The 26,939-nt window shown below is 72.5% G+C and carries 24 protein-coding genes and 1 other RNA gene; 5 read left to right on the forward strand and 20 right to left on the reverse strand.

The window, feature by feature from the left end:
- The first annotated feature begins 86 nt into the window (after positions 1-86).
- Positions 87-890 (forward strand): glutamate racemase, encoded by an 804-nt coding sequence (gene murI, locus ACIPN7_RS09210; RefSeq protein ID WP_400540245.1) that lies wholly within the window; start codon positions 87-89, stop codon positions 888-890.
- Positions 890-1,717: an MBL fold metallo-hydrolase gene (locus tag ACIPN7_RS09215; RefSeq protein ID WP_400540247.1), complete on the forward strand. Its 828-nt coding sequence runs from the start codon at positions 890-892 to the stop codon at positions 1,715-1,717. The genes murI and ACIPN7_RS09215 overlap by 1 nt, the downstream gene beginning before the upstream one ends.
- Positions 1,718-1,726: 9 nt before the next feature.
- On the opposite strand, the gene ACIPN7_RS09220 is transcribed toward ACIPN7_RS09215, so the two are convergent.
- The 5 genes from ACIPN7_RS09220 to ACIPN7_RS09240 form a co-directional block, all read right to left on the reverse strand.
- Complete coding sequence (locus tag ACIPN7_RS09220) at positions 1,727-2,476, reverse strand: DUF2017 family protein (RefSeq protein WP_400540249.1); 750 nt, start codon at positions 2,474-2,476, stop codon at positions 1,727-1,729.
- Complete coding sequence (gene clpS / locus ACIPN7_RS09225) at positions 2,473-2,781, reverse strand: ATP-dependent Clp protease adapter ClpS (protein ID WP_397393825.1); 309 nt, start codon at positions 2,779-2,781, stop codon at positions 2,473-2,475. The genes ACIPN7_RS09220 and clpS overlap by 4 nt, the downstream gene beginning before the upstream one ends.
- A 114-nt stretch (positions 2,782-2,895) precedes the next feature.
- Positions 2,896-4,344 (reverse strand): nicotinate phosphoribosyltransferase, encoded by a 1,449-nt coding sequence (locus ACIPN7_RS09230; protein ID WP_400540251.1) that lies wholly within the window; start codon positions 4,342-4,344, stop codon positions 2,896-2,898.
- A 91-nt stretch (positions 4,345-4,435) separates the two neighbouring features.
- A complete protein-coding gene (locus ACIPN7_RS09235) occupies positions 4,436-6,241 on the reverse strand; it encodes a DEAD/DEAH box helicase (RefSeq protein ID WP_400540253.1) in 1,806 nt (601 codons plus the stop codon).
- The gene (locus ACIPN7_RS09240; protein ID WP_400540255.1) at positions 6,238-6,540 is read right to left on the reverse strand and encodes a DUF3039 domain-containing protein; all 303 of its coding nucleotides are present in this window, start codon (positions 6,538-6,540) and stop codon (positions 6,238-6,240) included. The genes ACIPN7_RS09235 and ACIPN7_RS09240 overlap by 4 nt, the downstream gene beginning before the upstream one ends.
- 126 nt (positions 6,541-6,666) lie before the next feature.
- Between ACIPN7_RS09240 and ACIPN7_RS09245 the strand changes: the two genes are divergently transcribed.
- Positions 6,667-8,040 (forward strand): AAA family ATPase, encoded by a 1,374-nt coding sequence (locus ACIPN7_RS09245; protein WP_400540257.1) that lies wholly within the window; start codon positions 6,667-6,669, stop codon positions 8,038-8,040.
- A gap of 11 nt (positions 8,041-8,051) precedes the next feature.
- Here ACIPN7_RS09245 and nagB read toward each other — a convergent pair whose 3' ends face one another.
- The 6 genes from nagB to ACIPN7_RS09275 all read right to left on the reverse strand — a co-directional run bounded on the left by nagB (position 8,052) and on the right by ACIPN7_RS09275 (position 14,325).
- Positions 8,052-8,831 carry a glucosamine-6-phosphate deaminase gene (gene nagB, locus ACIPN7_RS09250; RefSeq protein WP_400540259.1) on the reverse strand — a complete coding sequence of 260 codons (780 nt, stop codon included), beginning with the start codon at positions 8,829-8,831 and terminating at the stop codon, positions 8,052-8,054.
- Positions 8,831-9,781, reverse strand: coding sequence for an ROK family protein (locus tag ACIPN7_RS09255; RefSeq protein WP_400540261.1), 951 nt, complete (start codon positions 9,779-9,781; stop codon positions 8,831-8,833). Before ACIPN7_RS09255 ends, nagB begins: the two co-directional genes overlap by 1 nt.
- Before the next feature lie 65 nt (positions 9,782-9,846).
- A complete protein-coding gene (locus ACIPN7_RS09260) occupies positions 9,847-10,701 on the reverse strand; it encodes a carbohydrate ABC transporter permease (protein ID WP_285102902.1) in 855 nt (284 codons plus the stop codon).
- Complete coding sequence (locus tag ACIPN7_RS09265) at positions 10,698-11,648, reverse strand: carbohydrate ABC transporter permease (RefSeq protein WP_400540263.1); 951 nt, start codon at positions 11,646-11,648, stop codon at positions 10,698-10,700. The genes ACIPN7_RS09260 and ACIPN7_RS09265 overlap by 4 nt, the downstream gene beginning before the upstream one ends.
- Positions 11,649-11,787: 139 nt before the next feature.
- On the reverse strand, positions 11,788-13,080 hold the full coding sequence (locus ACIPN7_RS09270; protein WP_400540265.1) for an extracellular solute-binding protein: 1,293 nt from the start codon (positions 13,078-13,080) through the stop codon (positions 11,788-11,790).
- Positions 13,081-13,170: 90 nt separating this feature from the next.
- Positions 13,171-14,325 (reverse strand): ROK family protein, encoded by a 1,155-nt coding sequence (locus ACIPN7_RS09275; RefSeq protein WP_400540267.1) that lies wholly within the window; start codon positions 14,323-14,325, stop codon positions 13,171-13,173.
- Between the two features lie 308 nt (positions 14,326-14,633).
- On the opposite strand from ACIPN7_RS09275, the gene ACIPN7_RS09280 reads away from it, so the two are divergent.
- A complete protein-coding gene (locus tag ACIPN7_RS09280) occupies positions 14,634-15,617 on the forward strand; it encodes a DUF4349 domain-containing protein (RefSeq protein ID WP_400540269.1) in 984 nt (327 codons plus the stop codon).
- A gap of 6 nt (positions 15,618-15,623) precedes the next feature.
- Here the strand turns inward: ACIPN7_RS09280 and ACIPN7_RS09285 are convergent, their stop codons facing one another.
- The 5 genes from ACIPN7_RS09285 to ACIPN7_RS09305 are packed head-to-tail and all read right to left on the reverse strand — an operon-like array spanning position 15,624 to position 22,572.
- Positions 15,624-16,028: a RidA family protein gene (locus ACIPN7_RS09285; protein WP_400540270.1), complete on the reverse strand. Its 405-nt coding sequence runs from the start codon at positions 16,026-16,028 to the stop codon at positions 15,624-15,626.
- Between the two features lie 28 nt (positions 16,029-16,056).
- Positions 16,057-17,262, reverse strand: coding sequence for an alanine racemase (locus tag ACIPN7_RS09290; RefSeq protein WP_400540272.1), 1,206 nt, complete (start codon positions 17,260-17,262; stop codon positions 16,057-16,059).
- Between the two features lie 56 nt (positions 17,263-17,318).
- Positions 17,319-18,896, reverse strand: a complete 1,578-nt coding sequence (locus ACIPN7_RS09295) for an amidohydrolase family protein (protein ID WP_400540274.1) — start codon at positions 18,894-18,896, stop codon at positions 17,319-17,321.
- Positions 18,893-20,653, reverse strand: coding sequence for a beta-N-acetylhexosaminidase (locus ACIPN7_RS09300; protein WP_400540276.1), 1,761 nt, complete (start codon positions 20,651-20,653; stop codon positions 18,893-18,895). Before ACIPN7_RS09300 ends, ACIPN7_RS09295 begins: the two co-directional genes overlap by 4 nt.
- A gap of 38 nt (positions 20,654-20,691) precedes the next feature.
- Positions 20,692-22,572 carry a propionyl-CoA synthetase gene (locus ACIPN7_RS09305; protein ID WP_400540278.1) on the reverse strand — a complete coding sequence of 627 codons (1,881 nt, stop codon included), beginning with the start codon at positions 22,570-22,572 and terminating at the stop codon, positions 20,692-20,694.
- A 173-nt stretch (positions 22,573-22,745) separates the two neighbouring features.
- On the opposite strand from ACIPN7_RS09305, the gene ACIPN7_RS09310 reads away from it, so the two are divergent.
- A complete protein-coding gene (locus ACIPN7_RS09310) occupies positions 22,746-23,396 on the forward strand; it encodes a hypothetical protein (RefSeq protein ID WP_400540280.1) in 651 nt (216 codons plus the stop codon).
- A gap of 93 nt (positions 23,397-23,489) precedes the next feature.
- On the opposite strand, the gene ssrA is transcribed toward ACIPN7_RS09310, so the two are convergent.
- The 4 genes from ssrA to ftsX form a co-directional block, all read right to left on the reverse strand.
- Positions 23,490-23,858, reverse strand: a transfer-messenger RNA (tmRNA) gene (gene ssrA, locus ACIPN7_RS09315).
- Positions 23,859-24,082: 224 nt separating this feature from the next.
- A complete protein-coding gene (gene smpB / locus ACIPN7_RS09320) occupies positions 24,083-24,565 on the reverse strand; it encodes an SsrA-binding protein SmpB (protein WP_285102881.1) in 483 nt (160 codons plus the stop codon).
- Between the two features lie 90 nt (positions 24,566-24,655).
- Positions 24,656-26,026 carry a peptidoglycan DD-metalloendopeptidase family protein gene (locus tag ACIPN7_RS09325; protein WP_400540282.1) on the reverse strand — a complete coding sequence of 457 codons (1,371 nt, stop codon included), beginning with the start codon at positions 26,024-26,026 and terminating at the stop codon, positions 24,656-24,658.
- Positions 26,026-26,937: a permease-like cell division protein FtsX gene (gene ftsX, locus ACIPN7_RS09330; RefSeq protein ID WP_400540284.1), complete on the reverse strand. Its 912-nt coding sequence runs from the start codon at positions 26,935-26,937 to the stop codon at positions 26,026-26,028. Before ftsX ends, ACIPN7_RS09325 begins: the two co-directional genes overlap by 1 nt.
- Positions 26,938-26,939 lie beyond the last annotated feature (2 nt).

Consider the following 26,939-nt stretch of genomic DNA (forward strand, 5'->3'; position numbering starts at 1 on the left):
TGACCTGCCCGAACGTGTCGCGCGTCACGCACACCGCGTGGCGCCGGTAACGGTTCCGACACGATGTCGTCGCTAGGCTTCACCCCGTGAACGACGCGCCCATCGGGATCTTCGACTCCGGCCTCGGCGGCCTCACGGTCGCGCGCGCCATCCTCGACCAGCTACCCAACGAGCAGGTCCGCTATCTCGGCGACACCGCCAACAGCCCGTACGGCCCCAAGCCGATCGCGGCCGTGCGCGCCATGGCCCTGGACGCCATGGACCGGCTCGTGGCGGACGGCGTGAAGATGCTGGTCATCGCGTGCAACACGGCGTCGTCGGCCATGATGCGCGACGCGCGCGAGCGGTACGAGCAGCGGCACGGCATCCCCGTGGTCGAGGTGATCCTGCCCGCGGCCCGGGCCGCGGTGACCGCCACCCGCACGGGCCGGATCGGCGTCATCGGCACGCGCACCACGGTGCAGTCGCGCGCGTACGACGACGCGTTCCACGTGACCCCCGGCCTGACGATCACCAGCCAGGCGTGCCCCGAGTTCGTGCGCTTCGTCGAGGAGGGCCGCACGTCGGGCCCGGAGGTGCAGAAGTTCGCGCACGAGTACCTCGACCCGGTCAAGGCGGCCGGCGTCGACACGCTCGTGCTCGGCTGCACGCACTACCCGCTGCTCGCGGGCGCCATCTCCTACGTCATGGGCGAGGACGTCACGCTGGTCTCCAGCGCCGACGAGACCGCGAAGGACGTGTACCGCACCCTCGTGGCGCACGACCTGGAGCGCTCCCCCGACTCCGGCGCCCCGGTGCACAAGTTCCTTACCACCGGGGACCCGGCACCGTTCGGGCAGCTTGCCAGCCGGTTCCTCGGCCCCGAGGTGTCCCTCGTGGAGGCCGTCTGATGCGCCTCATCCCCCTGGGGGTCTCCGGCTCGTTCCCCGGACCCGCGACGCCCGCGTCGTCGTACCTGGTGCAGGTCACCGCGGCGGAGGCGGCCGCGGCCGGCCACGAGGCGCGCGACTGGAACGTCCTGCTCGACCTCGGCAACGGCGCGTTCGGCGCGCTGCAGCAGCACGTCGACCCCCACGCGCTCGACGCGGTGTCGATCTCGCACCTGCACCCCGACCACTGCGCGGACCTCGCGGGTCTCTACGTCTACCTGCGCTACCACCCCGAGCACGGGTCGCTGCGGGCCGGGCGCCGGGACAAGCCCCTGCCCGTCTACGGGCCGTCGACCGCCGAGCGGCACGTCGCCCTGTCCTACGGGCTGAGCGACGGCGAGTCGATGAAGAACGACTTCGACTTCCAGTCGTGGGCGGACCACAAGCTGGTCCGGATCGGCCCGCTGACCATCGAGCCGTACCGGGTGTACCACCCGGTCGAGACGTACGGCGTGCGGGTCACCGGACCGTCGTCGTCCGGCGGCACGACGACGCTCGCCTACACGGGCGACACCGACGCCTGCACCTCCGTGGTCGAGCTCGCGCGCGACGCCGACCTGCTGCTCAGCGAGGCGGCGTTCCTGGAGGGGCGCGACGACGTCGTGGAGCGCGGGATCCATCTCACCGGGCACCGCGCCGGGCAGGTGGCGACCGAGGCCGGCGCCCGCCGGCTGCTCCTCACGCACCTGCCCGTGTGGAACGACCCGGAGGACTCCCTGGCCGAGGCCCGCGGCTCGTACGCGGGCCCGGTGGACGTCGCGGTCCCGGGCACCGTCTACGAGCTCTGACGGGACCCGCTAGGCCAGGGGCCGCCGTCCGCGCAGCTCCGCGAGCATCACGTCCATGAGGGTCTCCTGGGCGTAGCCCGCCGCGACGAACACCCCGGACCAGAACCGGCGGGCGGCCCGCCCGTCGGTGGCCACCGGGATCTCGCGGCCGGCCTGCCGGTCCCACATGATCTCGTCGGTGAGCTGCATGACCTGGTCGTCGGTCTTCAGGCCGAGCCGCTCGGCGATCACCAGCCGCACGTCCGTGAGCGCCCCGGCGAACTGCTCCGCGTCCTCCCGCGGCACCCGTACCGGCGGCGGCGCCCCGTGCCGGCCCAGCGGCTCGGGGGCGTCCTCGCCCGACGGCAGGTCGAGCAGCGCGGCGAACGCCTCGAGCCGGTCCACCTTGGCCTGGGCGACGTCGTTCTGCGTGAGCCGGCGGAACTCGTCGGCGATGTCCGCGTCGTCCTTGCTCGCGTCCGGCAGGAGCCGCTGCGCCGCGGGGTCCGTCGGCACGCGCCCCACGCCGGTCACCCCCGTGAGCCGGGCCAGGTCGGCGTCGGTCAGCTCGTCCGGCGCGAGGAGGCCGTTGGCCCAGGCCTGCCCCTTGCCCGGCGCGGGGTGCGACGACGGCCCCGGGTCGTCGTCGGCGAACAGGTCCAGGCCCGCCTCCTCGCGGAGCATCGCGGAGACGTCGCGTGCCACCTTGGCGAGGACGACGCGCTCCACCGGTTCGAACCGAGCCTCGTAGCCCCGCCGCATGGCGCGGAACGGTGTCATGCGGCTCCCCGCGCGCCCGACTCCTGCAGCGTCGCCCACAACCCGAACCCGTGCATCGCTTGCACATCCACCTCCATGCGCTCGCGCCCACCACTGGACACGACTGCGCGACCGTTCTTGTGCACCTGCGTCATGAGCCGCTCCGCCTTGGCGCGTGGGTACCCGAAGTAGCTCTCGAACACGTACGTCACGTAGGACATCAGGTTCACCGGGTCGTTCCAGACGATCGTCACCCACGGGTCGGCGATCCCGGAGGCGAGCGCCTCCTCGGTGTCCTCCTCGACCGCCGTCCCGGCTGACCCCAGGGGCGTGAGCAGCGGCAGCGGGGAAGTTGTCACAGGTCTCACTCTAGGCTGTTTCGTCCCTGGACTGGACACCCCTGTCTGAGATTCCCACCAAGTTGTCGCCGGGCTGTGACCTCAGTCGCGGAGGTCGTCGAGCCGGAGGTCCACGGTCGGGATCGCCGGGTCGCCCTTGGACAGCCGGCGGGCGCCGCGCGGCAGCTCGGCACGCACCATCCCGTGGTTGATCGCGGCGTTCGCGACGCCGTACGGACCCACCCAGCGCGAGTCGACGGCGCCGTCCACGACCAGCGGCGCGAGCAGCGGCCGCAGGTCGTCGCTCTGCGGCGTCCACTCCGCCACCGCGGTGTCCGGACCGGTCACCATGATCTCCTCGACGGCGTACCCGTCGCGACCGTAGCGCCGCGCGGCGGCCTTGCGGCCGCCCACCGACGCCTTGTTGGCCGACGCCTTGGCCACCGGCTGCAGCACGCCCGACGCGTCGGCGCGCGCCACCAGCTTGTAGACCATGCCGCAGGTCGGCGCGCCCGACCCCGTGACCAGCGACGTGCCGACGCCGTACACGTCCACCGGGGCCGCGGCCAGCGACGCGATGGCGTACTCGTCGAGGTCGGAGGTGACGACGATCTTGGTGTCCCGCGCGCCGAGCGAGTCGAGCTGACGGCGGACCTCGCCCGCCAGTCCCCCGAGGTCGCCCGAGTCGAGGCGCACCGCGCCCAGCCCGGTCCCCGCCACCTCGACGGCGGTCGCCACGCCCTGCCGCACGTCGTAGGTGTCGACCAGGAGCGTGGTACCCGGGCCCAGCGAGGCGACCTGCGACTCGAAGGCCTCCCGCTCGTTGTCGTGCAACAGCGTGAAGGCGTGCGCGGCGGTGCCGATGGTGTCGAGCCCGTACCGCATGCCGGCCTCGAGGTTGGACGTCCCGGCGAAGCCGCCGATGACGGCGGCCCGGGCCGCCGCGACGGCGGCCTGCTCGCTCGCCCGGCGGGAGCCCATCTCCAGGACGGGCCGGCTCCCGGCCGCGCTCGTCATGCGGGAGGCCGCCGAGGCCACCGCCGAGTCGTAGTTCAGGATCGACAGGATCAGGGTCTCCAGCAGCACGGCCTCGGCGAACGACCCCTCGACCTGCAGCACTGGCGAACCGGGGAAGAACACCTCGCCCTCGACGTAGCCCTGGATGGTCCCCGTGAAGCGGTAGTTCGCGAGGTAGTCGAGCGTCCTGCGGTCCACCACGCCGTTGTCCTCGAGGTACGCCAGCTCGGCGTCCTCGAAGACGAAGTGTGGCAGCGCTTCCAGGACACGACCGGTGCCCGCCAGGACGCCGTAGCGGCGGCCCGCGGGCAGGCGCCGTGTGAACACCTCGAACACGCAGTGCCGGTGGGCGGTGCCGTCGGCGAGCGCCGCCTGGAGCATGGTGAGCTCGTAGCGGTCGGTCAGCAGGGCGACCGACGGGCGGACCGCCGGAAGGGGTGCTGCGGGGAGCGGCCGCGGTTCACCGACACCGTTGTCGTACGCAGGCCACGAGTCTGTGAGCGGAGCGCCGATGCTCCGAAGCTCGTCGGTCATGGACTCACGGTAGGCCAGAGAACTGGCCCGGGCGGTATGAACAGGCCCCTGACGGTGTCTTGTCTCACCATGCGGATCGTGGCGCTCCCCACTACTTCTGACCGACGAACCAGCGCCGGACCTGGGCCACGCGCGCCTCCAGCTGGTCCGCGGTCGCCAGGGGCACCTCGGGCCCGCCGCACTTGCGGCGCAGCTCGGTGTGGATCACGCCGTGCGGCTGCCCGCTGCGCTTGGCCCACGCCGAGACGAGCTTGGACAGCTCCTTGCGCAGCTCGCCCGCGCGGCGGTGCTCCTGCTCGGACCGTTCGTTCTCCACCTCGCGCGCGGTGGGGGCACCGCCGCGCGCCTTGAGGTGGTCGGCCTGGCGCTGCCGCAGCAGCGTCGCCACCTGGTCGGGCTCCAGGAGCCCGGGCAGACCGAGGAAGTCCTGCTCCTCCGCGGAGCCGAGGTCTGCGGACGTGCCGAACTCGCCGCCGTCGAACAGGACGCGGTCGAACGTGGCCTGGGCCTCCAGCGCCTGGAACGAGCCCAGGAGCTCGCTCGACGCCTTCTCCTCCTTGTTGGCCTCCGCGATCAGCGCGGCCTCCGGGTCGTACTCGATGCCCTGCTCCTCGGCCGTGCGCGGCCGGTCGAGCGCGTGGTCGCGCTCCTGCTCCATCGAGTTCGCCAGGTTGAGCAGCGGCGCGACGCTCGGCAGGAAGATCGACGCCGTCTCGCCACGCTTGCGGGCGCGCACGAACCGGCCGATCGCCTGGGCGAAGAACAGCGGGGTCGAGGCGCTGGTGGCGTACACGCCGACGGCGAGGCGCGGCACGTCCACGCCCTCCGACACCATGCGGACCGCCACCATCCAGCGGTCCTCGCCCTGCGCGTACTCCTCGATGCGCCCGGAGGCACCCTCGTCGTCGGACAGGACGACGACGGGGCGCTTGCCGGTGATCTCCTGCAGGTGCGTGGCGTAGGCGCGCGCGTTGTCCTGGTCGGTCGCGATGACCAGGCCGCCGGCGTCGGGCACCGTGCGGCGCACCTCGGTGAGGCGCTTGTCCGCGGCCGCGAGCACCGACGGGATCCACTGCCCCTCGGGGTCCAGCGCGGTGCGCCAGGCCTGCCCGGTCATGTCCTTGGTCATGGCCTCGCCGAGGCGGGCGCTGACCTCGTCGCCCATCTTGGTGCGCCAGCGCATGTCGCCGGCGTAGGACAGGAACAGCACGGGGCGCACGACGTGGTCGCGCAGCGCCTCGCCGTAGCCGTACGTGTAGTCGGCCTTGGAGCGGCGGATGCCCTCGCGGTCGGCCTCGTACTGGACGAACGGGATGGCGGACGTGTCGCTGCGGAACGGGGTGCCGGTGAGCGCCAGGCGGCGCTCGGCGCCCTCGAACGCCTCGCGGACGGCGTCGCCCCAGCTCAGGGCGTCACCGCCGTGGTGCACCTCGTCGAGGATCACCAGGGTGCGCGCCGCCTCCGTGCGGGCCCGGTGCAGCGCCGGCTTGGCCGCGACCTGTGCGTAGGTGAGGGCGACGCCGTCGTAGTGCGAGCCGTGCCGGCCCTGCGAGTTCTTGAACGCCGGGTCGATGCGGATGCCCACACGCGCGGCGGCGTCGGCCCACTGGGTCTTCAGGTGCTCGGTGGGGGCCACGACGGTGACCCGCCGGACGATGCCCTGCTCGAGGAGCTCGGTGGCGATGCGGAGCGCGAACGTCGTCTTGCCCGCGCCCGGGGTGGCGACGGCCAGGAAGTCCCGCGGGTTGGTCACGCGGTACTGCTCCAGGGCCTCCGCCTGCCAGGCGCGCAGACTCGACGCCGTACCCCAGGGGGCACGACGTGGAAAGGCAGGGCTGAGCGACGAAGCGGCCGCAGACGACGGTGTGTGGGGCAGCTGCTGCGGCTGGCTCGTCACTTGGTGGAGTCGCCCTCGCCGCCGTCCTGCGGATCGCGGAGACCGTCGTAGATCTCCTTGCACCGGGGACACACCGGGAACTTGCCCGGGTCACGCCCCGGGACCCAGACCTTGCCGCAGAGCGCGATCACCGGCTTGCCGCTCATGGCGGACTGCATGATCTTCTCCTTGCGCACGTAGTGCGCAAAACGCTCGTGGTCTCCCGGTTCCGTCTCCTCCCGGGTCTCCTCGCGCTCGAGGACGCTCGTAGCGCCCTGTGTCACGGGGTCGTCCTGCGGGTTGGAGAGAGGTTCGGTCATGCGCATAAGTCTACGCGGGACCACCGACACCGATGCCGTCGGCACGCCCCCCGCGACCACTGTTCGGGCAACTGGTGCGCGGAAATCCTTGCGGTCGTGTCGGTGACGACGGATATAACTGTCCGCATGTCACATCCCCGCCCCGAGAGGAGCCTCACCCTGCCCGACGACGGCGCCACCTCCGCGACCGACCTGATCCCCCGCGGCGCGCCCGACCCCGTCTGGCCCGACTTCGGCGACCACGACGAGGCCGCGCGCCGCGCCGTCGCCGCCGTCGCGGCCATGCTCGGCCGCCCCGTCCCGGACCGCCCCAAGGAGCCCCGCTCGTCGGGCGAGTGGCTGGCCCGCCGGTGGGACGTCGACGAGAGCACGCTCGTCAACGTCTCCCGCGACCTGTCGCGCACCCTGCAGCGGCTGCACGCCTACGCGCTCCAGCGCTGGGTGGACCGGTACCCCGACGACGTCGCCGTGTTCGGCCCCGGCGGAGCACCACAGCGCGCCGCGCTCGACCTCGGCGACGGCACCTCGGTCAGCGTGCCCGCCGTCGCCACGGTGCTGTTCCCGGCCGGGTCCGCCTACGACACGGCCGTCGCCGTCGAGGTGGCCTACCGCTACGGGACGCCCACGATCACCGCCTTCACCCCGCCCGGCGGGCTGGCGCTGGCCGAGCGCGTGCTGGCGGACCTGACCCGCACGCTGGAGGCGGACCACCCGTACCGCGGCGGGGTGCTGTCGGCCAGGTCCGGGAACGGCACCGTCGAGCTCACCCCGGTCCGGCACACCGTCCAGGTACGCGGCGACGTGGTGCTGCCCGCCGAGCTGTGGCGCGAGGTCGACCTGTTCTGCTCCAGCGTGACCACGCGCCGCGAGGCGCTGCGGGCCCTGGGCCACACCACCTCGCGCGGTCTGCTGCTGGCCGGCCGGCCCGGCGTCGGCAAGACGAAGCTCACGCGGGTCATCGCCACGGAGCTCGCCGGGCCGCTCACGGTGGTGCTCGTCACGGCCGAGGTGCTGCGCACCTGGATGACCGAGCTGTACGAGGAGATCCGCGGCCTCGGGGCGTGCCTCGTCGTGCTGGAGGAGATCGACTCGGTCGCCTCCAAGGGGTCGCGCGGCGACACCTCGTTCGCCGAGTTCCTCGACGCGCTGGACGGCACCCGCAGCTCGGACGACGTGCTGACCCTCGCCACCACGAACGACCCGGACGCTCTTGACCCGGCCGTGAAGCGTCCCGGGCGCTTCGACACCATCATCGAGGTGCCGCCGCCGGACCAGGCGGGGCGCACGGAGATCCTGCGGCTCTTCCTGCCGCCGGACGCCCCCGTCGACGTGGACCTGGTCGCGTCCTACCTCGACGGGGCCACGGGCGCCGACCTGCGCGAGGTGGCCCGCCGCTCCATCCTGGAGCACGGCCCCGACGGCCTCACGACCGGCCGGGTCGCCGACGTGGCGACGTCCGGCCGGTGGAAGCCCGCGCCGGTCGCGGGAAACTACCTCTGACGGGTCGGACGCTACAGACCCTGCCAGGCCGGCTTGTCGGCGTAGGTCTGCCGGTAGTAGTCGCCGAGCTGCAGGCGGGAGGCCGCCGCGTCGTCGACCAGCACGGTCGCGTGCGGGTGCAGCTGCATGATCGTGGCGGGCCACATCGCCGAGACCGGGCCCTCCACGAGCTGGTGCACGGCCTCGGCCTTGGCCCGCCCGGTGGCCAGCAGCACCAGGTGGCGCGCGGACATGATCGTCGCCAGCCCCTGGGTCAGGCAGTGCCGCGGCACCTGCTCGACCGACCCGCCGAAGAACCGGGCGTTGTCCTCCCGGGTCTGCTTCGTCAGCGTCTTGATCCGGGTGCGCGACGCGAGCGAGGAGCCCGGCTCGTTGAACGCGATGTGCCCGTCCGTGCCGATCCCCAGGATCTGCAGGTCCACTCCCCCGGCGTCCGTGATCGCCTGCTCGTAGGCGGCGCACGCCGCCGGCAGGTCGTCCGCCAGGCCGTCGGGACCCTGCACCGCGCCGGGCGCGAGGTCGACGCGGGAGGCGAACTCCTTCTCGATCACGTTGCGGTACCGCTCGGGGTGGTCGGCGCCCAGGCCGACGTACTCGTCGAGCATGAACGCCCGGGCCCGCGCGAACGAGAGGCCCTCCTTGTGCCGGGTGGCCAGCTCGTCGTACACCGCCAGCGGCGACGATCCCGTGGCCAGCCCCAGCACCGCCTCGGGGTTGCCCCGCAGCAGACCCTCCACGGCGTCCGCCGCCAGTCTCGCCAGCTCCGCCGCCGGCGCGATCACGACCTCCATCAGCTCCTCCTCCCCAGCACCGCGGCGCCCACCGCCGCGACCGGAACGTGCGTCGGCGCCAGCCTGACGCGCTCCGCCAGCTTCAGCGACCCGAGGAACGACGACACCTTGGCCTGCTCGCGCAGCGCGTCCTGCACCGCGTCCAGCAGCTCGGTGCCGAGCAGCGCCACGCCGCCGCCGAGCACGACGTGCCGCACGTCGGTGGCCAGCACCAGCAGGCGCACGGCCGACGCCGTCGCGGACGCGAACCGGTCCTTGACCGCGATCGCCTCCTCGTCGCCGGCCCGCGCCGCCTCGAACAGCTCCACCGGGGCGGGCTTGCCGTACCGCGACGGCCACGCCGCCTCCAGCGCCTTGCCCGACGCGAACCGCTCCAGGCAGCCGCGCTGGCCGCACGGGCACTCCGGCCCGAGCGGGTCCACCGGGATGTGCCCGATCTCGCCGGCCGCGCCGCTCGCGCCACGGCGGAGCTCGCCGTCCAGCACCAGGCCGGACGCGAGGCCCGTACCCAGGGCGAGGAACGCGAGGTCCTCGTGCTCCGGCGCCCCGCCGGCCTGGGTCTCCGAGCGCTCCAGCACGTGCGCGGCGCCGACGGCGGCCACGTTGAGGTCGTTCTCGACCACCACCGGCACGCCGCCCAGGGCCAGGGAGAGCAGGTCGGCGAGCGGCAGCTCGTCGTCGTGCACCCCCAGGTTGACCGCGTGCTTCACGGTGCCGGACACGTGGTCGACGATGCCGGGGATGCCCAGCCCGACGCCGGCCACGGCCGCGAGCTCCACCCCGCCGGACTCCACCACGTCCCGCACCGCCTGCGCCGCGCCGGCGACCAGGCCCTCGGCGCCGTGCACCGTGGACCGGCGCACCGTGGCGACCACCTCGCCCGCCGGGTCGAGGAGCGCACCGAGGATCTTGGTGCCGCCGATGTCGAGGCCGACCGTGTACTTTCCCATCCCGACCTTTCGCTTGCTGGACCCACCCGTGGAACTGCCACCTCTGGACTTCCGCCTACCGCCCATCAGCCCTTCACCGCGCCGGAGACCAGACCGCCGGTCATCCGGCCCTGCACGATCAGGAAGAAGATCACCGCGGGGATGGCGATGAGCACCGACGCGGCCATCACGGCACCCCAGTTGGTGGCCTGCGTGGCCTGCACGAACGTCCGCAGCCAGAGCGGAAGGGTCATCGAGTCGGGCCGCTGCATGATCACCAGCGCCATGACGAACTCGTTCCACGCCTGGATGAAGGCGAACACGCCGGTGGCCACCAGGCCCGGTGCGAGCAGCGGGAACGTGACCCGCCAGAACGCGCCCACCCGGGAGCACCCGTCGATCATGGCAGCCTCCTCCAGCTCCTTGGGTACACCGTTCACGAATCCGCGCAGCGTCCAGACGGTGAACGGCAGCACACCCGCCGCGTACACGATGGTCAGGCCGATGATCGTGTTCAGGAGCTGCCAGCCGTCGATGATCCGGAACATCGAGATGATCATCGCCTCTCCCGGGATCATCTGGACGACCAGGATCAGCACGATGAACGTCCGGCGGCCCTTGAACTGGAACCGGGTGAGGGCCAGCGCCGCGACGAAGCCCACGACCAGGGTGATGACGAGAGTCAGGAACGTGACACCGACGGAGTTCGCCACGGCCGGCGGGAAGGGCGCCCGCACCTGGCCGAACATCGCCGAGCGGTAGTTGTCCAGGGTGAACACGTCCGGCGTCGGGAAGAACGCCAGGTTCTCGCCGCGGATCCGGTTGTTCGGCAGGAACGACGTACTGACCATCCAGTACACGGGGAACGCCGACAGGGCGAAGACGATCACGGCGATGACGCCGTACCCGGTGTCGGCCAGGCGCTTGCGGATCTTGATCACTGCTCGTCCTCCCGCAGCGTGCGCCGCACGTAGGGATAGGCGATGGCCAGCATGACGACGACGAAGACGACGCCGATCGCGCTCGCCAGGCCGTAGTGCCCCTGGGCCATGCCCATCTGGTAGATGTAGACGCCGATGGTGTTGGTCAGCTCACGGTCGCCGCCGATGTCCTGCAGCACGAACACCTGCGTGAACAGCTTCAGGTCCCAGATCATCGACAGCACCACGAGCACGGTGATGATGCTGCGCACGTAGGGCACCTGGATGAGCCGGAAGCGCTGGAACGCGCTCGCGCCGTCGAGCTGCGCCGCCTCCATGACCTCCTCCGGGACCTGCGTCAGGCCGGCGTACAGCGTGAACGCGACGAACGGCACGGCTCCCCACACGACGATGCAGGTGAGGATCGTGAAGAACGACAACGGGTTGAGCAGCCAGGAGTAGCCGAACCACCGGTCCCCGGTGATCGCCGTGAGCAGGTTGTTCACCACGCCGTACTGGGTGTCGAAGATCCAGCCCCACACGGTGGTCGCGGCCAGCGACGGCATGGCCCAGGCCAGCAGCAGGCCCACCGACACCAGGAGTCGCAGGGCCTTGCCGACGCGCATCATCAACAACGCCACGAGCATGCCGATCACCATCGTGATCACCACGAGGACGACCATGAGCACGAAGCTGCGCAGCAGGACGGTCCAGAAACCGTCGACGTCGGTGAGGATCGTCGCGTAGTTGTCGAACCCGACCCACTCGGCAGGCAGGCCCATGAGCTGGGCGCGCTCGTACTCCTGGAACGACATCACGACGAGGCGGACGACGGGGTAGCCCGTCAGCACGCCGAGAAGGACCATCGTGGCCGAGAGCATCAGCCACGGCAGGTAGGGGGTCCGGTTCTTCTGCCGGATCTCTTGGTGGGGCGCGGCCACCGGTGGGTCGAGAAGTGTGGAGCTCATGTCCTGTCTTCCTGCGAGGCGCACGACAGCCGCGCTCCGCGAGGGAGCGGCCGAAGGGCGTCAGACGGGCAGTGGTGTCCCGTCCCGCCCGGGATCTCGTGGATCGCCGGGCGGGACGGGAAGTCGTGCTGACCGACGATCAGCTGTTGAGGATCGCCTCGATGTCGGCGTCCAACTTCTCGGCCACCGTCTTCACGTCATCACCGGCGGCGATCCGCGAGAAGGCGGTCTGCAGCAGGCTCTGGGACTCGACGTCGGCCCACTTCGGGGAGGCCGGCGTGAGCTTGGCGTTCGCAGCGGCCTCGGCGGCGGCCTTGCCGATCGAGGTCGACTGGTCGACCTTCTCGAAGAGCGAGGTCTTGGCCGGGAAGAGCCCGATGCCGGCGAGGATGGACTGGTACTCGTCGCTGAGCAGGATCTCGTAGGCGCCCATCGCCAGGTCGGGACGGGCCGACTTCTGCGCGATGGCGATGTTCGAGCCGCCGGCGAACACCTGCGCGGCGCCGCCGTTCTTGCCCGGCAGGGCGAGGCCCTGGAGGTCCGAGCCGTAGGTGGAGGCGCAGCCGGGCACGCCGTCCGGGTCCTCGGGCTTCTCGGGCGCGTTGATGGACCACTGGATCCAGCTCGGTGCCGACAGGAAGGCGACCTTGCCCTCGCAGAACGGCACCTGCAGGTCGGTCTCCTGCGCGTCGGACGGGGCGTTGTTGCCCTTCGTCATGATGGTCTGGATCTGCTCCAGGCCGGCGAGGCCGCCCTCGGAGGAGAAGCCGGCGTCCCACGTGCCGTCCTCGGCCTGCTCGGCGACGTAGCCGCCGTTCTCCCAGATGAAGGGCAGCGCGTTGTACCAGTCCTGGCCGGGCCAGTACACGCCCGACAGGTCGTCCGTCTTCAGGTCGACGGCGGTCTCGACGTACTCGTCGAGCGTGGTCGGCACCTTGGTGTCGCCCAGGACCTGCTCGGAGTAGAAGACCACGCGCGAGCCCGAGTAGTACGGCAGGGCGTAGTGCTTGCCCTCCCAGTCACCGGCCTCGACGAAGCCCGGGAGCAGGTCGGAGCCGCCCAGCGTCTCGAACTCGTCCGCGGTGATCTCGCGGAAGTAGCCCGCCGACGTGAACGCGGCGGCCTGGGTGTTGCCGATCTCGACCACGTCAGGGGCGTCCGAGCCGGCCAGCGCCGTCGTGTACTTGTCGACCAGGCCGTCCCAGGCCTGCTCCTCGATCGTGAGGGTGCTGCCCGGGTTCTCCTCCTCGAAGGTCTTCTTGAGGTAGTCGCGCGCCTCGGGGGGCGTGTCGGTACCGACGAGCCAGACCCGGACCTCGCCGGGACCGGTCTCCTCGGGGGCGGCGGCACCGCCGGCGTTACCGCAGGCGCTGAGCGCGAGCGTCAGGGTGATCGCCGACGCCGCAGCGCCGACGAGACGGTTTGTGTTCACGTGTGGGTTCCTCCCGGGATACGACCGTGTGTCGCGGAACAAAGGGAAAGCTCGATGGGATGCCCGCCGCCCACACGTGCGCACTGCTGCTCACGAGACCCCCAGCTGGGCGGAAAGCACGAGGACGGCGGCACCCGCCAGCACCACGTCCTCGTCGAGTGCGGCCATCCGCAGCTGCAGGCCCGTGTTGATGGCCGGCATGGTGCGCTGTCGGATGGTGTCCAGCGCAGCCTCGCGCAGGGGGCCGTCGAGCAGGTCGCGCGGACCGCTCAGCAGCACCTCCGTGAGGTTGAGCGCGCTGACGACCGGGGCGAGGGTCACGCCCAGCACCCGGCCTGCCGACGCCAGGGCGGCGTCGGAATCTTCTGGGCTCTTGTCCGCGACCGCGCGCCGCAGCGCCGGCACGGACAGCACCGTCTCGAGGCAGCCGACGCGGCCACAGGCGCACGGCTCGCCGTCGTCGACCACGGTGACGTGGCCGATCTCGCCGGCGGCGTCGCGCTGGCCGTGCACCCGCACGCCGTCGACCACCACGCCCGCGCCGACGCCCGCACCCACGGTGACCACCAGCATGCTGCCGGTCGCCCCGCCGTAGGTGAACTCGCCGAGCGCCGCGGTGTTGGCGTCGTTCGCGACGTGCACGGGCAGGCCCAGGCGCTCGCCCAGGATCTCCGCCAGCGGCACGTCGTACCAGCCGCGGTTCGGCGCCTCGACGACGCGCCCGTCCAGGTCGATGATGCCGGGCGAACCCACGCCGACGCCGATCACGGGGTGGCTCGCCGCCGCGACGAGCCGGCGGACGAAGCGGGTGAGCAGGTCGACCAGCTCGTCCCCCGTGCGCCCGTCGATGTCGAGCTGGCGGCGCACCATGATCTCGCCGGTGAGGCTGAGCACCGCGCCGCGCATGTGGCCGTGCTCGGTGAGGTCGACCGCCACGATCTGGTAGGCGTCCGTGCGCAGGCCCACCAGGATCGCGGGCTTGCCCACGCGCTGGCCGGGCCGCGTACCGAGCTCCTCGACCAGGCCCTCGGTGATGAGCACCGAGACCAGGTCGGAGATCGTGACGCGGGTGAGCGAGGTGGCTCGTGCGAGGTCGGCCCGGGAGGTGGGCCCCTCGTGGAAGAGGTGCTGCAGCACCAAGGACCGGTTGTGCGCCCTGGCGTGCTCGGGGAGCACCTTGGACGTCGCGCGCAGCCGTGCCCCGAGCCCTCGCCCGGTGCCGCTGCGTCCTGTCGCCGTCGCCATGTTTGTTAGTAGACCTCCTTAACAGAGTCCCTGTCCATTGCCCGGTATGACCCGTAACAAGACTGTTACTTGGGTCACGCTGCTCCTGGCCTGGGACACACCCTGTTCGACGTGGACGGATTACTTCACGTGCCTGACGAAAGCGAGCCTGCCGCACGCGGGCGAGCGGAGCACGACGTGACCGGAACGTGATCAAGAACCGTGCAAAACCGATGAAAAATCGGGTCACCAGGGCCACAAGTTCACAAAGGGATCACAGTTCTCAGGTGAGGCGGGTTCCGACACAGTCGGGCTCCTACTCTCGTCCCATGAAGCTCAACCGGTCTGCTCAGGGGGACGCGGGCCCGCCCGCGCGCCGACTCGTCCGAGCGCTCGTGGCCACAGTCGTCGGGGGCACGCTCGCCGTGTCCCTGGCAGCATGCTCGGGCGGCGGAGCAGGGGACTCCAGCGGCTCCGAGGCGGCGACCGACGGCGGCGCCGCACGCAGCGAGATGGCCGCGCCCGACACCGCGGGGGACGCGGCCGAGTCGGCCACCGGCGCCATCGGCGTCGCCGAGGCCCGCGAGGAGGCGGTCGACCGCGAGCTCGTCACCACCGGCAACGCGACGCTCGTGGTAGAGGACCCCTTCGGCGCGGCCGAGCAGATCGCCGACCTGGTCGAGGACGCCGGCGGCCGCGTCGAGGCCCGGGACGAGCGGGCCGAGACCGACGACGAGCTGGGCAGCGCGTCGATGACGCTCCGCATCCCCGCCGACCGTGTCTCGGCCACGCTGGACGCGCTCGACGAGCTAGGCGACGTGCGCGACCGGCACGTCGAGACGGTGGACGTGACCGGCACCGCGCAGGACCTCGACGCCCGCATCGAGGCGCTGCGCGCCTCGACCGACCGGCTGCGCGAGCTCATGGCCGACGCCGACCGCACCGCCGACCTCATCGAGATCGAGGCGGAGCTGGCGACGCGTCAGGCCGAGCTGGACTCGCGGGTGTCGGAGCGGAACCGGCTCTCGGACGAGGTGGCCATGTCCACCCTGCACGTCGAGATCGTCGCGGAGGGCACGCCGGCGGCGCAGGCCCAGCCCGGCGGGTTCCTCGGCGGCCTGTCCGCGGGGTGGAGCGCCCTGGTGAGCACGTTCAACGTGGTGGTGCTCGTGCTCGGCGCGATCACGCCGTGGCTCCTGCTGGCCGGCCTGGTCCTGCTGGCGGTGGTCGGCGTGCGCCGGCAGCTGACCAAGGGCCGCTCCGGCGGCCCGGGCTCCCCCGCCGCGGAGCCCGAGCCCGCACCCGCGGAGTAGCCCGGGTCAGTCGGTGACCGCGAGCGCGTCGATCTCCACGAGCATCTCCTCGTGCGGGAGCCCCGTGAAGACGGTGGTGCGGCTCGGCAGCACGCCGCCAGGGCAGTACTTGGTCACGAACTCGCCGTAGGCCTCGTTCATCTTTCCGAAGTCCTCGCGCTTGGTGAGGTAGACCCGCAGCATCACGACGTCGTCGAACGTCGCGCCGGCGGCCTCGACGATCGCCCGGACGTTCTCGAGGGTGCGGGTGGTCTGCGCGGCCACGTCGCCCAGGTGCACGTACTCGTTCGTCGCCGGGTCCATGGGGCCCTGCCCCGAGACCTGCACGAACGGCCCCTTGCGCACGCCCTGGTGGAAGGTGTGCGCGGGCGCCGGGGCGTCCGGGGTGGAGATGGCGGTCTTCGCGGTCATGTGGTTCTCCTTGCGTTCGGTGTTTCGGTCAGAAGCTCAGCGTGACCTGCTCGGCGACCTCGTCGCCGCGGGTCACCAGGGCGGTGCGGTACTTGTCGAGCGTGGTGCACGGGTGCGAGATGCCGAACCCGACCACGTCACCGGGCAGCAGCGCACCGTCGGCCGCCGCGTCGAGGGACAGGTAGGCGTGCTGGTCGTTGAGCGCGGTCACGGCCACGCCGGACAGCTCGCGGGCGTCGCCGAGCCGGCCGTCGGCGTCGGCCGGGCGCACGACGAGCGGCGTCGGCAGGTCGATGTCGAACGAGACGTCGCGGCGGCCCATCCCGCAGATGACCAGCCCGGGCTCGGGTGCGGACAGCACCGAGGCCCAGACCGTGATCGCGGGGCGCAGCGGCTCGGCGCCCAGGCGGGTCCACGGGTCGGTGCGCAGGTAGTGGCCGTGGTCGTGGGTCACGTAGGCGCCGGACCGGAGCACGACCCGGGAGGGCACGGGTCCGCCGTCCGCGCCCGTGAGCGGCTCCCCGAGCCGCCGCGTCACGACGTCGGCGAACGCGCTGCCGCCCGCGCTCAGCACCACGGGCCCGTCGACGAGGTCCGCGACCTGCGCCCCGGCGTCCCGCAGCCCGTCGCACCAGCGGCCGACGGCGGCCAGCTCCTCGGCACTGGTCCCGCCGGCCACGGGACCCTCGTAGCCGGCGACGCCGACCAGGCGCAGCCCGGCGTCGTGCACGCGGCGCGCGAGCGCGACGATGTCGGCCACGGTGCGTACCCCGGTGCGACCGCCCGGGACGCCGAGCTCGACGAGCACGCCGAGCCGCGCCGCGACCTCGGGGGCGGCGCCCGCGAACCCGGCGGCGAGCAGGTCGACGCCGCGCGCGGAGTCGGCGTAGACCCAGACCTCGTCCGCGGTGCCGTCGCCCAGGGCGGTGCGGAGCCACGCGATCTCGCGGGGATCCACGAGCTCGTTCGCGAGGAAGGCGCGCCGCCCGGCACCGGGGAGGCCCCAGCCGAGCGTCGTGCGGAGCTGGGCGGGCGTGGCCACGGTGGCGCCCCACGCCCCGGCGGCGACCTGCCGTTCCCAGATCTGCCGGGACATGTGGGTCTTGACGTGCGGGGCGTGCTCCACGCCAGCGGCGGCGAAGGCGCCCGCGACGGTGGCGATGTTGTGGTCCAGTGCCGGCTCGTCGAGCGTCAGCAAGGGCCAGGAGAACGAGGGGTCGTCGATGCGCAGCACGCCCCCATCTTGCCGTGCGGGTGGGAGTGCCGACGACACGGTCCGTCCGCCGGGCGTCACTCCCCCGTGCCGGGCCGCAGGCCGTGCCCCGGCGTCGCGCCGGTGAGCGATCCGCCGGCGAGCACGGGCACCCCGGCCACCAGCACGTCCTCGATGCCGGTGGCCGGGGTGCGGGGCAGCTCGTACGTCGCCTCGTCCTGGACCCGGCCGGGGTCCACGAGCACGAGGTCCGCCACGGCCCCGGGCACGAGCCGGCCGCGGCCCGCGAGGCCGAACCGGCGCGCCGCCCGGGCCGACAGGTGCTCGGCCGCGTCCCACCAGCTCCACGAGCCGCGGCGCACGTGCTCGTCGAGGAACCGCGCGAAGGCGCCCCAGCCGCGGGGGTGCGGCCGGCCGCCCCAGTAGATCGCGTCGGACCCGGCGAGGTGACCCTCGTAGCCGGCGAGCGTGCGGACCGACTCGGGCGAGTTGGTGGGCGGCTGCGCGAACACGCAGCTCGCGCGCAGCGCGGTGGTCGTGAGGATCTCGACCACGGTGTCGGGGGCCGAGCGCCCGAGCCGGGCGGCGACGTCGGGCAGGGTCATGCCCTCGGCCCACTCCATGCCGGGCACGGACGCGAAGGTGATGCGCGGCCAGAGGTCCGTGAGGCCGGCGAAGTGGTCGCCCAGGCGTCCGGCGAGGAGGGGGTCACGGAGGGCGGCGACGGTCGCGGCGGCGTCGGCCACGGGGAGCCACGTGGGCAGCGAGACCATCGACAGGATCGAGCAGCCGCGCAGGTAGGGGTAGGAGTCGTAGGTCAGGTCGTGGCCCGCGGCGCGCGCCGCCCCGATGCGCTCCAGCAGGTCCCGCGCGGGGCCGTGCAGGTGCGACACGTGGGTGGCGACGCCGGACGCGCGGGAGATCCGCAGCAGCTCGTCCAGCCCCGCGACGCCCTTGTCCTCGTAGCCGCGCATGTGGCTGACGTGCGGCAGCCCGCGCGCGGCGACCACCTGGGCGAGCGCGATCAGCTCCCGCTCGTCGGCGTAGGCGGCGGGCACGTACTCGAGGCCCGTCGACAGGCCGCAGGCGCCGTCGTCCAGGGCCTGCTCCAGCAGGCCCGCCATCGCCGCGATCTCGTCGTCCGACGCCGGCCGCTGCGCCGCCCCCAGCACCCGGTACCGGAGGGTGCCGTGGGGCGCGAGGTAGGCGACGTTCACGGGGACGGTGCGGTGGTAGGTCGTCAGGAGGTCGCTCACGGACCCGCCCGCGAACACGGGGTGGTCGCCGTCGATCGCGGCGAAGTACGTGCTCGCCCACGCGTAGGTCGCGGGGTCGGACGGCGCGAAGGACACACCGTCCTGCCCGGTCACGACCGTCGTGATGCCCTGGCGGAGCATCGCGAGCTGCACGTCCGGCTCGAAGACGGCGGCCTCGGCGTGGGTGTGCGCGTCCACGAACCCGGGCAGGGCGACGCGGCCTCTCGCGTCGAGGGTCCGGGTGTCGGGCTCGGGGCCGTCCGGGGCGGCGTCGTCCCGCGCGCCCGGGCGGGTGATCGCCGCGATCCGGCCCCGCACGACGTGCAGGTCCAGGGGTTCGGACAGGGTCCCGTCGGGTTGCGGCAGGCGGGCGCCGCGGACGTGGACGGTGCCGGTCACGTGTCGCGCTCCGGAAGGTTCTCGACGCCGCCGTCCTCCCGCCAGCCGCCGAGCCCGGCCCAGCCGCCGACGGCGGTCTCGGCCGCGAGGTCCCGCGGGTAGCCCTGGACGCCGGGCCGGGTCTGCCAGGGGTGCGGCCCGGCGAGCGGCCGGTACTCGACGCCGTACGCGTCGAGGCGGGGAAGGTGGTGCCGCTCCAGCCGGTCCAGGAACTCCTTCGACGCCGCCGAGCCCGGCTCCCGGTCGCCGCGCGGCGACCAGGCGACCTCGGCGAACGCGGCCAGCCGGGGGTACGTCGCGTAGTCGACGCGGCGCGCGCTGTCGAGGTGCTCGGTCCACACCTGGGCCTGCGCGCCGAGCAGCCGCCCGGTCCGGTCGCCCTCAGCCTGCGGCACCAGCTCCGCCGGGAGAGGGTCGAACGCGTAGACGTCCTCGATCGTGCGCAGGAAGCCGACCGGGATGGGCTCCGCCGGGTGGTCGCCGGCCCGGTGGTCCAGGTAGACGACCTGCTCGGGCGCCATGACGACGTCGTGCCCCGCCGCGAGCGCGGCCGCGCCCTGGGCGTACCCGCGCCAGGACGTGACGATCACGTTGCGCGGGAGCATGGGCGAGACGGCCTCGTCCCAGACGACGGCGCGGCGGCCGGCGGCGGACACGTGCTCGGCGAGCCGGGCGACGAACCAGCCGTGCAGCTGCGCGACGTCGACCGCGCCGTCGGGGGCGAACAGGCCCAGCGCCCGGGCGCGCTCGACGATGGCCGGCGACTCCCGCCAGAGGGTGGGCGGCACCTCGTCGCCGCCGAGGCCGATCCAGGGCGCGTCGAAGACCTCCAGCACCTCGTCCAGCACGTGCCGGAAGAAGGCGAGCGCCCCCTCGGACGGGTCGAGCACGTCCTGGCTGATGCCCCAGGTGGTGCGCACCCCGCTGCGGTCCTTGCGGGTGCCGAGCTCTGGGTAGGCGGCGACGGCGGCCTCGACGTGGCCGGGCACGTCGATCTCGGGCACCACGGTGATGCCCCGGTCGCGGGCGTAGGCCACGATCTCGCGCAGGTCGTCCTGCGTGTAGAAGCCGCCGTGCGGACGGCCGTCCGGGGAGCCCGTGCGCCAGGTGCCGACGATGGACTCGCGCCGCCACGCCCCGGTACGCGTCAGCTCGGGGTACCGGTCGATCTGCACGCGCCAGCCCTGGTCGTCCGTGAGGTGGAGCTGCAGCACGTTCAGCCGGTGGGCGGCCGCGAGGTCGACGAAGCGCAGCACGTCGTGCTTGGGCAGGAAGTGGCGGGCGACGTCGAGCAGCACGCCGCGCCAGGCGAACCGCGGGTGATCCTCGATCCGGATGACCGGGAGGACGGGTCCCGGCGTTCCGCCGCCCGCACCCCGGTAGTCCGCGGGCGCCCGGCGGAAGGCCTCCGGGCCGGCGAGCTGGCGCAGCGTCTGCGCCGCGGCGTGGGCGCCGGCGAGGTCGGCGGCCTCGACGCGCACGGTCCCGAGCGCGGCAGGGTCCGAGCGCACCTCGACGCGGTAGCCCCCGGTCGGCAGGTCGGACGCGAGGGCGAGGACGACGTCGGCGGGCCCGTCGGTCACCGGCACGAGGTCGATCCCGAAGGCTTCCTCGGTGACCCGGCGCCACCAGCGCGCGGCCGGCCGCAGGGCCGGGTCGGTCAGGACCCGTGCGCCGTCGGTGAGCAGCACCGAACCGCCCGGCACCTGCGTCGACGCAGGCAGGGGAACAAGACCAGGATCTCCGGGCTGGTGCACGCCGGACACCCTAGCGCGGCGTCCCGTTCGGAGGACGGTCACTCACGGCGGAGGATCGGTTCCAGCGCGCTGAGGACCGCCGGGTCCTCGATCGTCGAGGGCACCGCGGGGTGCTCGCCGTCGGCGAGCTGGCGCATGGTGCGCCGCAGGATCTTGCCCGAGCGGGTCTTGGGCAGCCCGGCGACGATCTCGACGTCCTTGAACGCGGCGACCGGACCGATCTGGTCGCGCACCGCGGCGACGAGCTCGGCCGCGACGCCCTCGGGATCGACCCCCGCCTTGAGCACCACGAGCCCGCGCGGCACCTGCCCCTTGAGCGCGTCGGCGACGCCGATCACCGCGCACTCGGCGACGGCGGGATGACTCGCCAGCACGCCCTCGATCGCTCCGGTCGACAAGCGGTGGCCCGCGACGTTGATGACGTCGTCGGTGCGGCCCATGACGTAGACGTAGCCGTCGTCGTCCACGTAGCCGCCGTCGCCGGAGAGGTAGTAGCCGTCGAAGGCGGCGAGGTACGACGACACGTACCGCGCGTCGTCGCGCCACAGCGTGGGCAGGGTCCCCGGCGGCAACGGCAGCCGGAGCGCGAGGCTCCCCTCCTGGTTCGGTCCCGCGACCGAGCCGTCCGGCAGCAGCACCTGCACGTCGAAGCCCGGCACGGGCACCGAGGGCGACCCGGGCCGGGTGGGCATCGGTTCGAGCCCGCGCAGGTTGGCGACGACGGCCCAGCCGGTCTCGGTCTGCCACCAGTGGTCGACGACGGGAACGCCGAGGATCCGGCCCGCCCACTCGTAGGTGCCGGGGTCGAGCCGCTCCCCCGCGAGGAACAGGTGCCGCAGCGAGGTCGTGTCATGCGCGGCCACGAGGATCCCCTCCGGATCCTCCTTCTTGATGGCGCGGATCGCGGTCGGGGCGGTGAACAACGCCTCGACGCCGTACTCGGCGACCACGCGCCAGAACGCGCCGGCGTCCGGCGTGCCGACCGGTTTGCCCTCGTAGAGCACGGTGGTCGCGCCCGCGATCAGGGGCCCGTAGACGATGTAGGAGTGGCCGACCACCCAGCCGACGTCGGACGCCGTCCACCAGACCTGGCCGGCCTCGATGTCGTAGATGTTGCGCATGGACCAGGCCAGCGCGACGGCGTGCCCGCCGTTGTCGCGCACGATCCCCTTGGGGCGGCCCGTCGTGCCCGACGTGTACAGGATGTAGAGCGGGTCCGTCGCCGCGACCTCCGCGCAGGGCGCGGGATTGGTGCGTCCGGCGTGCATCGCGGTGGCCCAGTCCAGGTCCCGCCCCTCGACGAGCGTCGCGACGGCCTGCGGCCGCTGCAGGACCACGCACGACGCCGGCTGGTGGTCGGCCAGCTCCAGCGCCCGGTCCAGCAGCGGCTTGTACTCCACGACCCGGCTCGGCTCGATACCGCAGGACGCCGACACCACGACCTTGGGCTGCGCGTCGTCGATCCGCACGGCCAGCTCGTTCGCGGCGAACCCGCCGAACACCACCGAGTGCACCGCACCCAGGCGGGCGCAGGCGAGCATCGCGACGACCGCCTCCGGCACCATGGGCATGTAGATCACCACGCGGTCGCCCTGTTCGACGCCGAGGTCGCGCAGGGCACCGGCGAACGCCGCGACGTCCTGCAGGAGGGTGCCGTAGCTGATCGTCTCCGAGTCGCTGGTGACCGGGCTGTCGTAGATCAGCGCGGTCTGGTCGCCCCGGCCCGCGATCACGTGCCGGTCGAGCGCGTTGTAGCAGGTGTTGAGCCGCCCGTCGGGGAACCAGCGGTAGAACGGCGCGTTGTCGCCGTCGAGCACCCGGGTCGGTTTGCGGAACCACGAGACGAGGGCCGCCTGCTCGCCCCAGAAACCCTCGGGGTCGGTGAGGCTGCGCCGGTAGACGTCCGCGTAGTCGGCCATGGGCCCTCCAGCTCTCCGCCGCGAACCCCGGTGTCCGCGCCGCTGCCAGTGTGCCCCGGAGGTGCGGGATCGTCGAGTGGGCGGCCCCAGCGGGGGTGCCGTTCGGCGTCGCCCCAGCAAAGTGCGCGACACCGGGCGCGCAAGCGCCGTCGTCCTGACGACACATGCCGGGTATGAGCCCGCTTCGAGCACCACTCCGCGTCCTCTGCACCGGCCTGGCCGGCGTCCTGCTCCTCGCCGCGTGCGCCGGCCAGGCCGGCCCAGCCGGCCCAGCATCGGACGGAACCCAGCCCCGCGACACGGCGGCAGCCGCCCCGCCCACGCCCGCGGCCCCTGGCGCCGTGACCACCGTCGCGACCGTGCTCCAGGAGGGCGACAACCCGCCCGAGCTCTGCCTGGGCGGGGTGGCCGAGTCGTACCCGCCCCAGTGCGGCGGACCCGAGATCGCCGGATGGGACTGGGACGCCGTCGACGGTGAGGAGTCCGCGCAGGGCACCACCTGGGGCATGTTCATGGTCGAGGGCACCTGGGACGGCGAGACCTTCGACCTCACCGAGGCCGGAGCCGCCCCGGACGATCCGTCCGCGCCCCCCGACGACCCCCGGCTCGCGCCGGACAACGCCGGGGCGGCCGGAGCGGGATCCGACGCCGGCGAGCTGCAGAACGAGGTGTACGACGACCTCGGCGGCCTCAGCGGCTGGGCCGAGAACGGCTACGTCTGGGTGACGGTCGTCTACGACGACGGCAGCATCCAGCGCTACGCCGACGAGACGTACGGCACCGACACGGTCGCCGTGCTCTCGGCGCTGCACGACGTCGGGTAGGCGGGCCGCGACGTCGGGCAGGCGGGCAGCAGACCCCGGGCACGACGAAGGCCTCGCCGGAACACCGGCGAGGCCTTCTGCCACAGGGCTGTCGAGTGGAGCTGCCGGGAATCGAACCCGGGTCCGGTATCGGTTGACGAGGACTTCTCCGGGCGCAGTCTGCTATGGATTTTCTCGGCCCCCGCGCTCGCGCAGACACGTTCGCGGACAGGCCCAGTCACCTGAGTGTTCCCGTAGCCCCGATGACGAGAGCTACGAGCAGTGGCTTTCTAGATGACGCGGACTACCGGAGCGAAAGCAGACTCCGGGCCCACGGACTTCGGGCTCGCTCAGGCGGCGAGGGCGAAGTCGTTGCGCGAGTTATCGGCAACTATTGGTTTACAGGCATCGTTTACGAGATAAGCCTGCATCCTCGGCCCGCTTCTCCTCGAAGCACGACCACCGTCGAAACCGATCAGCCCCTATGGATTTTTCAACCGCCCCGCCTGGACCAGGCCCCTGCGGAACGTCTCCAGCCTAGTTGATCAACGCCCCGTTCGGGAACGTTATTTCCGTAACAGCCGGACAGCGCCGACAGTCGGTACGGCTCGGCTCGGCTCAGCTCTGCTTGTTGTCGGCTGAGCCTGCGGCTCCGCTCCGGGCGCGTGCCTCGTCCCTCGGCCCACACCCTGCGCTGCGCCTCCGGCTCAGCCGAGCATCTCCTTGTGCCGGATCGCCCGCTGGGCCTCCCGCATGTCCTGCTGCTCGCGCAGGGTCTGGCGCTTGTCGTACTCCTTCTTGCCGCGCGCGAGCGCGATCTCGACCTTGGCGCGGCCGTCCAGGAAGTACAGCGACAGCGGGATGAGGGTGTGCCCCTTCTCCCGCGACTTCGACTCCAGGCGTGCGATCTCCTCGCGGTGCAGCAGGAGCTTGCGCCGACGCCGCGGCGCGTGGTTGTTCCACGTGCCCTGGAAGTACGCGGGGATGTGGACGTTCTCGAGCCACGCCTCGCCGCGGTCGATGGCGGCGTAGCCGTCCGTCAGGGACGCGCGGCCCATCCGCAGTGCCTTGACCTCGGTGCCCGAGAGCACCAGTCCGGCCTCGAAGACGTCCTCGATCACGTAGTCATGACGGGCCTTCTTGTTGTTCGCCACGATCTTGCGCGGATCATCGACGTTCTTCTTGGCCATGGTCTCCCTCCGGGGTCTGCGGGCGCGCGGCACCCGCTGCGGGCGGCGCGACGTCCCAGTTTACGCGCCCGGGCCGCGGGGACCAGGCTTTTAGAGCCAGGTCATCGGGTCCACCGTGGAACCGTTGATGTAGAGCTCGAAGTGCAGGTGGCAGGCCGTGGACGTCCCCGTGGTGCCCGAGTAGCCGATCAACTGCCCCCGCGAGACACGCTGCCCCGCCGAGACCGCGAACGACGTGAGGTGGTTCGAGCTCGTCATCACGCTGGTGCCGCTCGACGTGTAGCCGTGGTCGATCAGCACCTGGTTGCCCAGGCCCGCCAGGGTCCGCGCGTAGAGCACGGTGCCGTCGGCGGCCGCCAGGATCGGCGTGCCGCAGTAGGCCCGGAAGTCGGTGCCGGCGTGCAGGCGGGAGTAGTTCAGCACCGGGTGGAACCGCATGCCGTACGACGACGTGACGAACGGGTTCGCCGTCGGGTAGCTGAGGAACGTCATGGTGCCGGCGCCGCCACCACTGCCCGACGAGGAACCGCCGCCACCTCCGGAGGAACCGCCCGAGGAACCCTGCTCCTCCTGCCGCTGCTGGGCCAGGCGCTCGTCCCGCGCCTGCTGCTTGCGGATGATCGACTTCAGGTCGGACTCGATGGAGCCCAGCTCCTGCTCGTTCGCCTGCATGCTCGCCAGCGCGGCGTCCTTGCGGTGCTCGATGCGGGCCTTGAGCCGCTGCTGCTCGGCGATCAGGCGCTCGATCTCCGCCTTGCGCTCCACCGCGGCCTGCTTGGCCTGCTCCTTGGACGCCACGTTCTCGTCCGCGAGGCGCTTGAGCTCGGTGACGACCTCCCGGATGGCCGTGAGCCGCGCCTGCAGGTTGCGGGCTGTCGCCTCGGCGTCCTGCAGCTCGGCGAGCGTGCGCGCCCGGATCCGGGCCGCGGACGACGACACCGAGTACCCGTCGATGAACTCCTCGGTGCTCTGGGCGCCGGTGACCAGCCCGAGCGTCGAGGCGCTGCCGGACCCCCGGAACTCCTCGCGGGCCATCTGCGCGATGTCGTCGCGGGCGTCGTCGACCTTGCCGGAGCCGTCCTGGAGCAGCTGGGTGACCTGCGCCTCCTCGAGCTGGGCGTCGGCGAGCCGCTGGGCAAGGATCGCGGCCTCCCGCTCGGCCCGCTGCAGCTCGGCCTCGGCCACGGCGAGCTCCGCCTCCGCCACCGGCAGCCGGCCCTCGACCTGGTCCAGCTCGAGCACGGCGTCCGCGAGCTGCGAGTCCGTGTGCTCCAGCTCGGCCTCCAGGCTCTCGCGCTCCTTCTCCTTGGCCGCCTGCTGGCGCTCCGCGGCGGCACGGCGGTCGTCCAGGTCGTCGGCCTGGACGGCGGTCGAGCCGCCCAGCAGGAGCAGGACGGCGAGTGCCGCGGCGAGGGTGCTGCGGCCGGGGACCCTGGAGCGAGGGTTTCGGGGAGTGGACATCAGATCCTCGTGTACCGGTTCAGGGTGAAGAAGGACGAGAGGGCGGCCAGCGCGACCGCCATGACCACGAGCAGCGGCGCGACGCGGAACACGTCGGCCTCCGACACGTAGGCGACCCAGTCGACCGACCGTTCCAGCCAGTCGCTGACCATGAACCGCACGGCGAGCCAGAGCCCTCCGCCGGCGAGCAGGGAACCGAGCACGGCCGCCAGGGCCCCCTCCAGCAGGAACGGCAGCTGGATGAACAGGTTGGACGCACCCACCAGGCGCATGATCTCCGTCTCCTTGCGCCGGGAGACGGCGCTCAGCCGGATGGTGGTGGTGATCAGCAGGACCGCCGCGAGGAGCATGACGCCGGCCAGGCCGGCCGCGAGCAGGGTGGCGACGTTGAGCGTGCGGAACAGCGGCTCGAAGACGGCCCGCTGGTCCTCGACGATCTCGACGCCGTCCCGCCCGGACAGGACGTCGCTCACGACGGCGAACTGCTCGGCGTCGGTCAGCTTGAGGCGCAGGGACGCCTGCATGTCGTCGGCGGTGAGCTGCGTGCCCTGGTAGCCGTCGGGGTAGCGCTGGCTGAAGGCCTCGAACGCCTGCTGCTTGGACTCGAAGTAGACCTTGCTGACCTGGGAGGACAGCTCGGTGTCGATGACCTGGCGCACGGCGTCGACCTGGTCGTCGGTGGCCTCGCCCGTGGCGCACGTGGGCGACACCGAGCCCTCCGGGCAGAGGAAGACGGAGACCTCGACGAGGTCGTACCAGTCGTCCTTGAGCTTGCCGATCTGCGCCTGCAGCAGGGCTGCCGCGCCGACGAACGTCAGCGACACGAACGTCACGAGCACCACGGCCACGACCATGGTGGTGTTCCGGCGCAGGCCGCTGAAGACCTCGCCGAGCACGAACTGGAAGCGCACGC

The organism is Promicromonospora sp. NPDC090134 (genome assembly GCF_044746965.1).
In the GTDB taxonomy this organism is placed as follows: Bacteria; Actinomycetota; Actinomycetes; order Actinomycetales; family Cellulomonadaceae; genus Promicromonospora.